This is a genomic window from Arthrobacter sp. NPDC056886 (assembly GCF_042788715.1).
Taxonomy (GTDB): domain Bacteria; phylum Actinomycetota; class Actinomycetes; order Actinomycetales; family Micrococcaceae; genus Arthrobacter.
In genome coordinates this window covers 238,815-251,073 of record NZ_JBHUBT010000009.1, presented here as the reverse complement: position 1 = coordinate 251,073, position 12,259 = coordinate 238,815, and the positions used below count along the sequence as shown (strand labels likewise).

Annotated in this window: 11 protein-coding genes, 1 tRNA gene and 1 other RNA gene; 3 read left to right on the top strand and 10 right to left on the bottom strand. The window is 68.6% G+C overall.

What is annotated here, in order from left to right:
- Positions 1–7 precede the first annotated feature (7 nt).
- From ACFRJ8_RS16970 to ACFRJ8_RS16955, 4 genes are read right to left on the bottom strand one after another with little or no spacing between them, the layout of a single operon-like run.
- Positions 8–400, bottom strand: coding sequence for a serine protease inhibitor (locus ACFRJ8_RS16970; RefSeq protein WP_377987313.1), 393 nt, complete (start codon positions 398–400; stop codon positions 8–10).
- A complete protein-coding gene (locus tag ACFRJ8_RS16965; RefSeq protein WP_377987312.1) occupies positions 397–1,404 on the bottom strand; it encodes a 3-methyladenine DNA glycosylase in 1,008 nt (335 codons plus the stop codon). The genes ACFRJ8_RS16970 and ACFRJ8_RS16965 overlap by 4 nt, the downstream gene beginning before the upstream one ends.
- The gene (locus tag ACFRJ8_RS16960; protein ID WP_377987311.1) at positions 1,373–1,990 is read right to left on the bottom strand and encodes a serine protease inhibitor; all 618 of its coding nucleotides are present in this window, start codon (positions 1,988–1,990) and stop codon (positions 1,373–1,375) included. The genes ACFRJ8_RS16965 and ACFRJ8_RS16960 overlap by 32 nt, the downstream gene beginning before the upstream one ends.
- 27 nt (positions 1,991–2,017) lie before the next feature.
- Positions 2,018–2,488 (bottom strand): MarR family winged helix-turn-helix transcriptional regulator, encoded by a 471-nt coding sequence (locus ACFRJ8_RS16955; RefSeq protein WP_377987345.1) that lies wholly within the window; start codon positions 2,486–2,488, stop codon positions 2,018–2,020.
- Positions 2,489–2,633: 145 nt separating this feature from the next.
- Here ACFRJ8_RS16955 and ACFRJ8_RS16950 point away from each other — a divergent pair, with 145 nt between their 5' ends.
- Positions 2,634–2,858 carry a hypothetical protein gene (locus tag ACFRJ8_RS16950; protein WP_229996176.1) on the top strand — a complete coding sequence of 75 codons (225 nt, stop codon included), beginning with the start codon at positions 2,634–2,636 and terminating at the stop codon, positions 2,856–2,858.
- 143 nt (positions 2,859–3,001) lie between these two features.
- Positions 3,002–3,196: a hypothetical protein gene (locus tag ACFRJ8_RS16945; RefSeq protein WP_377987344.1), complete on the top strand. Its 195-nt coding sequence runs from the start codon at positions 3,002–3,004 to the stop codon at positions 3,194–3,196.
- Between the two features lie 226 nt (positions 3,197–3,422).
- Here ACFRJ8_RS16945 and ACFRJ8_RS16940 read toward each other — a convergent pair whose 3' ends face one another.
- The 5 genes from ACFRJ8_RS16940 to ffs form a co-directional block, all read right to left on the bottom strand.
- Positions 3,423–4,781 (bottom strand): aspartate kinase, encoded by a 1,359-nt coding sequence (locus ACFRJ8_RS16940; protein WP_377987310.1) that lies wholly within the window; start codon positions 4,779–4,781, stop codon positions 3,423–3,425.
- Positions 4,782–5,577: 796 nt separating this feature from the next.
- Entirely contained in the window at positions 5,578–6,156 is a 579-nt protein-coding gene (locus ACFRJ8_RS16935; protein ID WP_377987309.1) for a GNAT family N-acetyltransferase, read from the bottom strand.
- A 7-nt stretch (positions 6,157–6,163) separates the two neighbouring features.
- A complete protein-coding gene (recR, locus tag ACFRJ8_RS16930; protein WP_223983752.1) occupies positions 6,164–6,763 on the bottom strand; it encodes a recombination mediator RecR in 600 nt (199 codons plus the stop codon).
- Between the two features lie 51 nt (positions 6,764–6,814).
- Positions 6,815–9,940 (bottom strand): DNA polymerase III subunit gamma and tau, encoded by a 3,126-nt coding sequence (locus tag ACFRJ8_RS16925; protein WP_377987308.1) that lies wholly within the window; start codon positions 9,938–9,940, stop codon positions 6,815–6,817.
- Between the two features lie 27 nt (positions 9,941–9,967).
- Positions 9,968–10,064: signal recognition particle sRNA small type (gene ffs, locus ACFRJ8_RS16920), an RNA gene on the bottom strand.
- Between the two features lie 779 nt (positions 10,065–10,843).
- Between ffs and ACFRJ8_RS16915 the strand changes: the two genes are divergently transcribed.
- A tRNA-Ser gene (locus tag ACFRJ8_RS16915) sits at positions 10,844–10,928 on the top strand.
- 260 nt (positions 10,929–11,188) lie between these two features.
- Here ACFRJ8_RS16915 and ACFRJ8_RS16910 read toward each other — a convergent pair.
- A complete protein-coding gene (locus tag ACFRJ8_RS16910) occupies positions 11,189–12,100 on the bottom strand; it encodes an oxygenase MpaB family protein (RefSeq protein ID WP_377987307.1) in 912 nt (303 codons plus the stop codon).
- Positions 12,101–12,259 lie beyond the last annotated feature (159 nt).

Below are 12,259 nucleotides of genomic sequence, written 5' to 3'. Positions count from 1 at the left end.
GGAAGCGTCAGATGGCGCCAGTGGACCCGGCTATGCCGCCGAGCAGCGGCGCCATGGCGCGCCAGCGGGCGATCTCGCAGCCGTCGGTCCGGCTGAAGCGGCTGTTGACCTCGCGTCCGAGGTACCAGCCGGTCACGACGGCGGTCTGCGGGCCGCCGTACTGCTGCGTGCACAGCCGCGGCGGCCCCGGCTTGGGGAAGAAGATGGCCTCGCCGTGGCGCCGGACGGCTTCGAGGGCGGCGGCCGGATCGGGCAGAGTGGATGCGGCGGAGGGGGCGCCGTCGCCGGCTTCCAGCCTGAAGGTGTATTCCGGGGCGCCGGGGGCCTCGGTGAGGCGGATGGTCAGATCGATGTCGTGAGGGTCGTGCCGGGCGTTTTGGGGGCTGGCTGGGTCTGTCATGTCGGTCCCTTCAGGCGGTTGTCCGGCTCCGGGTGCCGGCCTCCGGTGGTGGGGGCGGTCGCGGCCGCGGCGTTGAGCAGCGGCGTCAGCTCGTGCAGGAGCCGCTCCCGGAGTTGCTGGGACTCGGCCGCGAACGCCCGCTGATAGTCGACGTATTCGGCCTTGCCCTCCGGTGTCTCGATCCGGATGGCCGGGTACCCCCAGTCGGCGAGGTCATAGGGCGACGCCCGCATGTCCATGGCCCGGATCCGCCACGACAGTTCGAAGCAGTCCATGACCAGCTCGCTGGGCAGCAGCGGGGAAAGCTTGTAGGCCCACTTGTAGAGGTCCATGTTGGCATGCAGGCAGCCCGGTTGCTCCATGGCCCGCTGGTTCTCCCTGCTGGGAACCATGCTGTTCAGCGGAACGGCGTCCGGCGTATAGAAGCGGAAGGCGTCGAAGTGCGAACACCGGATCCGGTTCTCCTCCACCACCTCGTCGGTGCGCCCGGAGCCCAGCCGCAACTGCAGGTACTCGTGCCGGAGGTCGAATTTGTCCTGCCGGTAGACCATGGCCCACTCGTGCAGCCCGAAGCAGCCGAACTGGGCCGGCCGCGCGGCGGTCCCGCCGAGGATGATGCCGGCGAACTGCAGCGCCTCCCGTCGGTCCCTGAGGAAGGCGCCGACGTCGACAGTCACCGCCGGCGACTCTGCCGGCAGCCCGGCGGCCGCAAGTTGGGCGGCGTCGGCCGCGCGGTAATACTTCCATCCGGTCCGCGCCGCAGCCTCGGGGCCGGAGAGCACGACGCCGGCGCCCGGGTGCCAGCGCAGCAGCTGGCCGGGTTTTTGCGTGTAGTAGGTGAAGAGGAAGTCCTCCACTGGGTGTTTCCGGCCGGCGGAGCGCCGCTCGAGGTACGGATCCGCATAGCGGCGGACGCGTTGCTGGTGGGCGGCCTGGCGTGGCAGCCACTCTTCCTGCTGGAGGTGCAAGGGCTTAGCTCGCCCCGCCGGATGAGCCCAGAACATCCTTGGCGGCGTTCCAGGCGGCGATTTCACAGCCGTCCTTTTGGCTGTAGGTCGCCTGAACCTGATGTCCGTCCACGACGCCGGTGACCGTTGCCACCTCTGGGCCGCCGTAAATCGCCGGCTGTCCGGCCCCCTGCTGCACGGTCGCCTGCTGCGTGCAGATCCGGTCCTTGCCAGCCGGAACCGGGCTAAGGATGGCCGGGTTGTTCTTGATGGCGATGCATGCTGCGGCGGCGTTGGGATGCTGGCTTTCGGCCGCGGGAACCCCGTTTTGGCAGACGAGCGTTAAGTTGGTCGCGGTGCCGGTTTCGGTCGGCTTGATCATGATGGCGAGCTCGGCGTTGCCCTGTCCCGGGCCGGACGGCAGCGGGACAGCAGACGGTGACGGTGCCGGGGACGTCGTCTCTGTGTCCGGCGAAGGGGAGCCGGAAGGGGCTGTAGGCGCCGGGCTGGTGGGGGCGCCCGTCGTCGTGCCGGGGGAGGGGGACGGCGTGGGCCCGCCGTTCGGCGTGCAGGCGGCCAGTGCGGCCGCGGCCATTAGGACGGCCGCCAGGGCAAGTGCCGGGCGGCCCGATTGCGTGCGCATCAGCAGTCCTCCTCTTTTTTGCCCAGTCTACCGCCGGGGCGCGTTGTCCGGGCCTGGCCGTGTGGCCGCGATCAGGTCCATCATGGACGTGTGCAGCTGGCCGACCTGTTCACGGGTCAACTTCAGCCGGGCCATCATGATGCCAGGGACTTCGGTGGCCTGCTCTCTAAGGGCGGCTCCGCGCGGCGTCAGCCGGACGTCCAGGGTGCGCTCGTTTCCTTCCATCCGCTGGCGGGTGATGAAACCGGCAGTTTCGAGGCGGCGCAGCAGCGGCGAGATGGTTGCCGGCTCCTGGGCCAGCGCGTCGCTGATGTCACGGACCGACCGTGGGCTCGCTTCCCAAAGGCACAACATGACGAGGTACTGCGGGTGCGTCAGGCCGAGCTTGTCCAGGACGGGTTTGTAGGCGCCCACCACGCTTCGGGAGGCCACCGTCAGGGCGAAGCAGAGCTGTTGTTCCAAGAGGAGGTCGTCCTGTGCTGCCTGGGCGTCCTGCATTGCCTGTAGGTCATGCACGCCCGGCGCGGCGTGCCGGTCCTGGATTGCTGGGGTTCTTTCGGTCACACCGTCTCCTTCAAATGATTAGTGCACTAATGATTAGCGTACACTGGAAGCATTGTCTTGTTCCCAGGAAAGGATAGTCATGGCCAAGGAAAACGCCGTCGAGAGATTCATGCGGGCCACCGGGAAGTTCCGGGCCGTGTTCGGCCCGGCCAACCGCAGTTCACTCGGCCACGAGATGACCGACCAGAACAGGCGGCTTCTGGCGATGCGGCAGGCTGAAACTGAACAGTGGGAGACCTTGCACCGCCCCGACGGCAGCACCTATGTGGTGCCCCGAAACCCTGACGACAAGTCCCTGCGCTAGGTCCCTTTTCGCGGCACCCCACCCGGGTCATTTCTCGCCGTCGGGCGTAAAATGAGGGCACTGACACACCGCAGTGCAGCATCCTGAACCACCCGGGACGAGGAAAGGGGGTGGGACTAGTGACACGTGCTGTCAGGGCTTTCATGGAAAAGACCGACAAGCTAAGGCTCCTGTTCGGGCCCGCAAATCGGGGCGATACGGCGGCGCCTGTAGTTCACAAGCACGACGACTTCGAGCACGCCTCGGAAGACGACCTGGCAGGGTTCGAGGTCGAGACGGATGACCAGGGGCACCACTACGCTGTCCGTAAAACGGATCTCGGGAAAGAAGAGATCTGACGAGGCCTGCTGCGCCCATCCCGCCGGTGCCGGGATCCCGGGTGCCGGGGGCATCCGGGCGGCGGCGTTTCACGCGGTTGCGTGGAACGCGGCCCGAAACGTGGGGTTGCGGCCGAAGGCGGGGGAACGCGGCCGCAGGCCGGCGGAGATGGGAAAGGGAGCGGCAAGCGCCGCTCCCTTTCCCATCTCTATGCCGTCGGGGTTCCCGCCCGGGCGCTTGGTGCGGCTAGCGGCCGGTGCCGCCGTAGACCGTGGCTTCGTCCTCGCTGTCGAGGTCAAACGCCCTGTGGATGGCGCGGACAGCGTCGTCGAGCAGGTCCGCGTGGGTGACCACGGAGATGCGGATCTCCGAGGTGGAAATCATGTTGATGTTGATTCCGGCCTCAGAGAGGGCCGCGAAGAAGCGCGCGGACACTCCGGGGTGCGAGCGCATGCCGGCGCCGATCAGCGAGAGCTTGCCGATCTTCTCGTTGTATTCGATGCTCTCGAAGCCGATCCGTTCCTGCGCGGCGTGCAGGGCGGCCAGGGCTTCCGCACCCTCGACGATCGGGAGCGTGAAGGAGATGTCGGTCCGGCCCGTGCCATGGGTGGAGACGTTCTGGACGATCATGTCGATGTTCGAGTGGGCGTCCGCGATGACTTGGAAGATCGCCGCAGCCTTGCCGGGGATATCCGGTACGCCGACCACCGTGACTTTGGCTTCGGAACGATCGTGTGCAACACCGGAGATGATTGGCTGCTCCAAGGCAACTCCCTCTTGAGTCGTGATCTTGTCGTCGGCGCCTGGCAGGACCCAGGTGCCTTCGTTCTGGCTGAATGAGGATCGGACGTGCAACGGTACACCGAAGCGGCGGGCATATTCGACGCAACGCAGATGCAGAATCTTAGCGCCGGATGCGGCCAGTTCCAGCATTTCCTCGCTGGAAATGCGGTCGATCTTCTTGGCGGACGCGACGACGCGCGGGTCGGCCGTGTAGACGCCATCGACGTCTGTGAAGATCTCGCACACATCGGCGTCGAGCGCCGCGGCGAGGGCGACCGCCGTTGTGTCCGAACCGCCTCGGCCGAGCGTCGTGATCTCGTTCGTTGTGTGGCTCATGCCCTGGAATCCGGCCACAATCGCGATGTGCCCCTTGTCCAGGGCGGTGCGGATGCGGTGGGGGTCGACGTCGATGATCCGGGCCTTGCCGTGGATGCCGTCGGTGATCATGCCGGCCTGGGAACCCGTGAAGGACTGGGCCGAGGCGCCGAATTTGTTGATGGCCATGGCCAGCAGCGCCATGGAGATGCGCTCCCCGGCGGAGAGGAGCATGTCCATTTCGCGGGCCGGGGCGGAATCGGTCACCTGGCCGGCAAGGTCAAGGAGCTCATCGGTGGTGTCGCCCATGGCAGAGACCACCACCACCACCTCGTCGCCGGCGTTCTGGGCGTCCACGACCCTGCGGGCGACGCGCTTGATGCCCGCCGCGTCCGCCACCGAGGACCCGCCAAATTTCTTCACGACAAGGTGCTTGGTGGCGGCGGCCGAGACGGGCAGCGTCTGCGGCTGCGATCCGGGCTGGATTTCGGTAGTGGGCAAACTCATTCGCGCACCCTCACTGGAGCATCGGGGTTTCTGAGCCAGGCAACCAAACGGCGCGACGGCGTAACTTCTCACCCCAGTTTATCGCCGTGCCGCCCGCGCCGTTGAATTGTGACCGAATGGCAGACACGCCGGGCCTGTCTCCACTGGACATGCCCCCGTGCTCCCGCTGCCGGCTGCCACGAGTGGACATGCGCTCCCGTTCCACGGGACATGCTCATTCTTGGCGGGCAGGAGTGGGCATGGAGGGGTTGTGTCCATTCCTGGATGCGGACGCGGGACATGCCCGGTGGTGGGGCAGGGGAGAGTGCGCAAGTGAGTGCGGGCCAGCCAAGGCCTTCGCGGGACATGCTCCCCGCTGCCGGCTGCGAGTGGATATGCGCTCCCGTTCCGCGGGACATGCTCATTTTTGGCGGGCAGGAGTGGGCATGGAGGCATTGTGTCCATTCGTGGATGGGGCGGGGGACATGTCCGGTGGTGGAGCAGGAGAGAGGGAGTGCGGGAGTGCGGGCAGCCAAGGCCTTCGCTGGACATGCTCCCCGCTGCCGGCTGGGACTGGGCATGCTCTCCCGTGCCGCGGGGCATGCTCATTATTGACGGGCAGGAGTTGGCATGAGGGGATTATGTCCATTTGTGCGCGCGGGGGCGGGGTATGTCCGCTGGGCCGGGCGCGGGGGCGGGGCGTGTCCGCTGGGCCGGGCGCGGGGGCGGGGCGTGTCCGCTGGGCCGGGCGCGGGGCGGGGGAACCACGACACTGGTCCGCGGCACTGCCACCGGGCCAACAGCCAGACGAGTGCAGCTAGCCCCGCTCCAGCCGGTAGCGCCAGGACGGCAGCTGCTTCCCCGCCGTGTCCTCGGCAACGGGGAAGTAGTGGTCCTTCCGGAAGCCCAGGCCCTCCAGCAGCCTGCGCGAGGGGAGGTTGGGCTCGTAGACCCCCGCAAAAATGGTCTCGCTGCCGCGGGCGCGGAAAAGCCAGTCGACCAAGGCGCCGGCGGCCTCCCGGCCAAGGCCGAGCCCGTGTTGGTCCGGGTGCAGGACGTAGCCCAGACTGGCTGCCTCTGCCGGAATCCGGCCGGGCGCCGGGGGCTCCTCCGTATTCCAGGTCCGGCCATCCCCAACTACTTCACCGGTGGCCCGGAGCTCGATCGCCCAGCCGAAGTGAAACCACTCGGCAGTGGAGGCCGCCGCGGCCGTCAGCGCCTGCTCGAGCCGTTTGCGGTTCTGCGCCCGGGTGAGCGGACCGTGCGATAGGTAGCGCGTCGCCGCCGGATGGGCGCGGAACCGGAAGAGGGCGCCGGCGTCGTCCGCTGTCAACGGACGCAGCAGCAAACGCTCGGTGAGGAGCGGGGCCGGGGCATCGCTGCCAGTGGCTGCCACGAGTCCGTCAGCTCAGCGCGTTGCGGCGGCCCTCGAAGGCCCGGCCGAGCGTGACCTCGTCGGCGTATTCCAGGTCCCCACCTACGGGCAGGCCGGAAGCGAGCCGGGTGACGGCGATGCCAATCGACTTCAGCATCCGGGCAAGATACGTCGCGGTGGCCTCGCCCTCCAGGTTGGGGTCGGTGGCGATGATGATTTCCTGGATGGCGCCGTCGTTGAGCCGGGTCAGCAGCTCACGGATCCGGAGCTGTTCCGGACCGATGCCGGCAATGGGATTAATCGCGCCGCCCAGCACGTGGTACCTGCCGCGGAAGGACCGCGTGCGCTCCACCGCCAGGACGTCCTTGGATTCCTCGACGACGCAGATCACCGAGGGATCCCGGCGCGGGTCGCGGCAGATGTTGCACAGTTCCTGCTCCGTCACGTTTCCGCACACCGTGCAGAACTTGACCCGTTCCTTCACGGAGGTGATGGCATCGACGAGCCGTTTCATGTCCTGGGGATCCGCCTCGAGGATGTGGAAGGCCAGCCGCTGCGCTGACTTGGGCCCCACCCCGGGAAGGCGTCCGAGCTCGTCGATCAGCTCTTGAACTGCGCCTTCGTACACAATGTCCTCGTTCGTTTGGGGTGGTGCCGGGGCGAGCCGGCATTGGGTCTGCTAGAAGCGGGGCGGCAGCGGGCTTCCATCCAGGGAGCGCTCCTCGACCAGTTTCCCGCCCAGAATACGCTCGACGGCGGCGCGGCCGAAGACACCCGATTCCTCGATCGTTTCGTCGTCGGCGCTGGGGATGTCCTGCACGTACACGGTGGTGGCGGCAGCGCGGGTGGGGGCTTTCGCCCGCCCGGCCTCGGCTTCGGGACTGTTCGACAGCCGCTGGTACAGGCTTTGCCGGCCAGTCGGGGCGTCGGCCTCGGGAGCGGCGGTCACCGCAACAGCCTCCGCGACGGCCGCGGCGGCAGCGGCAGCCACGCGCGGAGCAACGGACTCCGCGACGGCCGGCATCGGAGCCGCCGCAGCACGGGCAGGGTGATCGGCGGTCAGCCCGGACGGCGAGGACACAACGCCTGCGTACTCGGGGATCTGTGCCGCCGCCGGTTCGTAGTGCACCGCTGCCGGTGCCGGCTCGGGCTCGGGGGCTGCGGGCTCGGCACCGGGAGCCGTGTACCGGCCGAGGTTCGAATCGGTGCCGACCGTCCAGACCCCGGGTGACTGCTCGACGGCGCGGGCCCACGCGTCGGCCGCCGGGTCCTGGCCTGCGTGCGGTGTCCCGGCCGGGGAACCGGCGGCCTTGGATGTCCGGGAAGTCGGGGATTTGCGGGCTGGAGCTGCTGCCGCGGGCTCGGGGCGGCGCGGCGTAGCAGCGGGTGAAGGGTCCCAGTCCATGGGCGGTTCTTCGTCCAGCGGCGGGGCGTCCTCGTCCCGGGGCGGTCCCCAGTCGTCATCAGGGTCGGCATAGGAACCCGAAGCCTCCGAGGGCCCGCCCGTTTCGAGGGCAGGCTCGGCCGGGCGAACCTCAGCCTGGTCGGCAGGGGAAGGCGCCTGGGTTTCCGCTACCGGCGGGGCCTTGGGAGCCTCGGCCGTGGGAGCCGGCATGGCCCCTGTGGAGGCCGACATGGTTGGCGTCACCGGCGGTGCGGTGGCGGGGACGTGCGTCGGGGTCGGCGCCTCCGCGGCGATGCCGTCAGCGGGTTCGTTGGCCGGAACTGTGGGCGGCTGGGGTGCCGGGCTCAGGCCCCAGGCGACGTCCGCCGACGTTGCCGTCGTGGCTGCCGGAGTCTCCGGGCTAGCCAGCGCTTTTGGGTTTGGCTCAGAGCTCGCTGGGCTGTTGTTGCCGCCGGCCACGGCCCGGATCTGGCAATCGATGCCGATCGTCTTGTGGATCGCCTGCCGGAGGTTGTCGGCGTGGTCGGCCCGGCCGAAGGCCCCCGCCAGCCCCGTGGTGGTGAACGCCAGAGTCAGGACGTGGTCCTCGAAATGGCCGACCTGGGCATTGGGTTCCACCAGTGCCCAGGTGCTGCGTTTGATCTTGGTGAGCGTTTGCAGGACTTCGGGCCACGCGCGGCGCAGAACCTCGACGTCGGCTCCAGGGCCGGCGGCAGGACCGGGCGCCGGGCTGGGAACCGCGGCAGGTGCCCGGCCGGCTTCGGCGGGCTCGGGGCGTGCAGGGGCGGCCGATGCAGGGACGGACGGTGCTGGAGCGGTCGGGGCAGTCTGGGATGTGGCTTCCCGTGCGGGTTCGGCTGACGGGGCCGCGGCCGGGGCAGTCTCTGCCGGGGTCAGAACGGACGGAAGCGCGGCGGAGGGAACTGGCGCGGGTCGGCCAGCCGCCGCTGGTTCGTCTACCGGCCAGTCGCTGGTGCTGACCCGCGGTGCCGTCAGCGGTTCCCGCGCAGGCTCGTCGCGCCGGGCGGGAGCGGGCCCGGGGGCCGTGGCCGGCGGCTGCTCGGCCGGCGGCAGGGTGGATGCGGCAGTGGCGGTAGCCGGGGACGCAGGCGACGGCGCAGCGGGCATCTGGGCAGCAGGCGGCTGGGGAGAAGCCGTCTGCTCGGGGCGCGAAGGCGAAACGGCGGCAGGTGCGGGAGCACTGGCGAGGGGAGCTCCGACGTCGTTCCCGGCGTAGTTCAACCGCCGCTCGACGCGGTCGATCCGGGCCGCGATGCCGCGCTCGGTCTGCTCGGAGCTGGGCAGCAGGATGCGGGCGCACAGCAGTTCCAGGTGCAGGCGCGGCGAGGTGGCCCCGGTCATGTCCGTGAGCGCGGTGTTGGTGACGTCGGCCGCGCGGGAGAGCTCGGCCGCCCCGAGGTTGTGCGCCTGGTTCTGCAGGCGCGCGATCTGGTCCGCCGGCATGCCGCGGAGGATGGACTGGGCGCTTTCTGGCATTGCCTGGACGATGATGAGGTCGCGGAAGCGTTCCAGCAGGTCTTCGACGAAGCGGCGCGGATCGTGCCCGGTCTGGATGACCCGGTCCACAGCGCGGAACACCGTGGCCGAATCCGACGCGGCGACGGCCTCGACGACGTCGTCCAGCAGGGAGGCGTGCGTGTAGCCGAGCAGGGCGACCGCGAGCTCGTAGTCCAGGCCGTTAAGTCCGGCGCCGGCCATGAGCTGGTCCAGCACGGAGAGGGAGTCGCGCACCGAGCCCCCGCCCGCGCGGATGACGAGCGAGAGCACGCCGGGCGCCACGGGGACGTTCTCTTGTGTGCAGAGCAGCTCCAGATACGCCATGAGCGGCTCCGGCGGCACCAGCCGGAAGGGGTAGTGGTGCGTGCGGGAGCGGATGGTGCCGATGACCTTGTCCGGCTCCGTGGTGGCGAAGATGAACTTGATGTGTTCCGGCGGTTCTTCGACGATCTTGAGCAGGGCGTTGAATCCGGCCGACGTGACCATGTGGGCTTCGTCGATGATGAAGATTTTGTAGCGGTCCCGGACCGGGGCGTAAGTGGCCCGTTCGCGGAGATCGCGGGCGTCGTCCACGCCGCCGTGGCTGGCGGCGTCGATCTCGATGACATCGAGGGAGCCCGAGCCGCCGCGGGCGAGTTCGACACAGCTGGGGCACTTGCCGCACGGGGTGTCCGTGGGGCCCTCGGCGCAGTTCAGGCAGCGGGCCAGGATGCGGGCCGACGTGGTCTTGCCGCAGCCGCGGGGGCCGGAAAAGAGGTAGGCGTGGTTGACGCGGTTCTTGCGCAGGGCCGTCATCAGCGGCTCGGTGACATGCTCCTGCCCGATAACGTCCGCGAACGAATCGGGGCGGTATCGACGGTAGAGAGCGGTAGTAACAGTCACAGATAAACCCTACCAATCGGCACAGACATAAAAGACCCCTCATGCACCCGCCAGAGCCCGCTTACCCTTGCTACCTTCCGGTCCTGGGGGAGTTCAACAGGATGACGCCACATGAGGGGCCGTCAGCAATATTACCTGACGATTGGGTGTGCCTCGAATTGACCGGGTTTGGCCCCTCATCCTCGCCGGGACATGCCCATTTTTCGCGGGCAGGGCAGGGCTATTTGGGATTATGTCCAGCCCCGGTGCGGGCCGCGGGACATGTCCCGTGGTGGGGCGGGGGAGCGTAGGGTATGCCCATTTTTCGCAGGCGGGACGGCGGAGTCGGAGAGGTGGGCGGTGCTGGGGGTTGTGTCCAGCCCTGGGGCCGGCTGCGGGGCATGTCCCGTGGTGGGGCGGGGGAGCGTGGGGTATGCCCATTTTTCGCGGCCAGGACTGGGCTATTTGGGATTATGTCCAGCCTTCGGGCCGGAGGCGGGGCATGTCCCGTGGTGGGGCGGGGGAGTGTGGGGCATGCCCATTTTTCGCGGGCGGGACGGCGGAGTCGGAGAGGTGGGCGGTGCTGGGGGTTGTGTCCAGTACTCGTGCGGGCCGTGGGGCATGTCCCGTGGCGGGGTGTGGGAGCGTCGGACATGCCCATTTTTCGCGGCCAGGACTGGGCTATGTAGGACTATGTCCAGCCTTCGCGCCGGATGCGGGGCATGTCCCGTGGCGGGGTGTGGGAGCGTCGGACATGCCCATTTTTCGCGGCCAGGACTGGGCTATTTGGGACTATGTCCAGCCTTCGCAAGCAGGAGGGGGCATGTGCCCCGGGAAAGCCCTGGTCCGGGGCGGGGAGGGCCCAATTGGGCGAAGCTGGAAAGTTCAGGTATTCTAGTATCTGCTTTTGATTCAGAAGCAACTGGAGAATTCGCCTAGCGGCCTATGGCGCACGCCTGGAACGCGTGTTGGGTTAACGCCCTCGGGGGTTCAAATCCCCCATTCTCCGCGGTTGGCCCCGGTCCTCGGACCGGGGCCTTTTTGCGTCTCCCTGCCTGTGCATCCTCCTGAGATTTTGGCCCAAAGTGCGTCCGCGGCCGGGCCCGGTCCTTCGCCGGGCACCCGCCGCCGGGCCTGGTCCTTCGCTCGGCACCTAACGTCTCCGCCGGCCCCGGTCCGAGATCGGCACCAACGCCCCCGCCGGCCCCGAACGCCCCCCGGCCCCGATCCGCGCCGCCTCGGCCCCCGCCCCAGCCCAACGGTCCAGGCTCAGGCCGTGTACCCCAGCCGGCGCAGGCGGGTCCGGGCAGCCTGCTCGCTCGGACCCATTTGGCCCAGCGCAAGATGCACCACCCCGAGCGTCACCCGGGTGGCCAGGGATACCGGCAGCGGAACCGGGCCCAGCCGCGCGGTCCGCAGGCCCAGCAGCTCGCGGTACCTGGGTTCGAGGCTTGTTACGGCGGCCGCGAACAGCACCCGGTAGCCAGGCCTGAGCGCGGGGTGGAGGGGCGGGTCCCGAATGAACGCCACCGTCTCGGTGACCCGTTCGTCGCAACGGAGCTCGCCGTCGTCGTACCAGCGGTCCAGCTGCTGCCGCATTTCCGCTTCGCTCAACGGTGGCGCCTCCACGCCCATCAGCCTGCCGGCTTGGGCCCACTCGCGCACATAGGCATCAGGTCCGCCAGGAATCGGCCGACCCCATAGTTTGTGGGCGGAGAGGAAGGCATCGGTGAAGGCAATATGAACCCAGCGGAGCAGTTCGGGATCGTTGGCCGCGTAGCTGCGCCGGATGCCGTGGCCGTCCACGAATTCTCCCCGTACCGTCCGGTGCAGCCGCAGCACCCAATCCGACGCCGCCCTGGCTGTATCCGTGGAGCCATAGGAGACCGTAAAGATCCAGCGGATAGTGCCCGCCAACCGGCCCAGAGGGTCTTCGCGGAAACGGGAGTGATCGTGGACTCCGGCCAAGGCGCCGGGGTGGAGCGCCTGCATCAGCAGTGCCCGGATTCCCGCCACGATGGTTGGCATGTCCCCGTGCACGGCCCAAACTGCCGAGCCAGGCAAGTGGTAGCCGGCGTCGTCCCCCTCGGCAAGGCGCGGCACCCACGCGGGCACGGAATCGCGCGATCCGGTGAACGTTTGTTTGAGTTCGGCCTGCCATTCCCTCAGGACATTACGCATCCTCTATTCTTACCCGGCTCAGCGATGCCCGGCACCTGTAACTCCGCGGTGGACTACTGGGCCGCCACCGGCCAGCTACTGGGGATATCCGTGGATCTCCGATTCGTACGGCAAAAGGAGTACGCGGACGGTTCACAGACCCGGCCGTGTGTGGTCACA

Coding starts and splice junctions, on each gene's coding strand:
- ACFRJ8_RS16965 (WP_377987312.1), bottom strand. CDS start 1,404: ATGTTCTGGGCTCATCCGGCGGGGCGAGCTAAGCCCTTGCACCTCCAG.
- ACFRJ8_RS16940 (WP_377987310.1), bottom strand. CDS start 4,781: ATGAGTTTGCCCACTACCGAAATCCAGCCCGGATCGCAGCCGCAGACG.
- ACFRJ8_RS16910 (WP_377987307.1), bottom strand. CDS start 12,100: ATGCGTAATGTCCTGAGGGAATGGCAGGCCGAACTCAAACAAACGTTC.
- ACFRJ8_RS16970 (WP_377987313.1), bottom strand. CDS start 400: ATGACAGACCCAGCCAGCCCCCAAAACGCCCGGCACGACCCTCACGAC.
- ACFRJ8_RS16945 (WP_377987344.1), top strand. CDS start 3,002: ATGGAAAAGACCGACAAGCTAAGGCTCCTGTTCGGGCCCGCAAATCGG.
- ACFRJ8_RS16955 (WP_377987345.1), bottom strand. CDS start 2,488: ATGCAGGACGCCCAGGCAGCACAGGACGACCTCCTCTTGGAACAACAG.
- ACFRJ8_RS16950 (WP_229996176.1), top strand. CDS start 2,634: ATGGCCAAGGAAAACGCCGTCGAGAGATTCATGCGGGCCACCGGGAAG.
- ACFRJ8_RS16960 (WP_377987311.1), bottom strand. CDS start 1,990: ATGCGCACGCAATCGGGCCGCCCGGCACTTGCCCTGGCGGCCGTCCTA.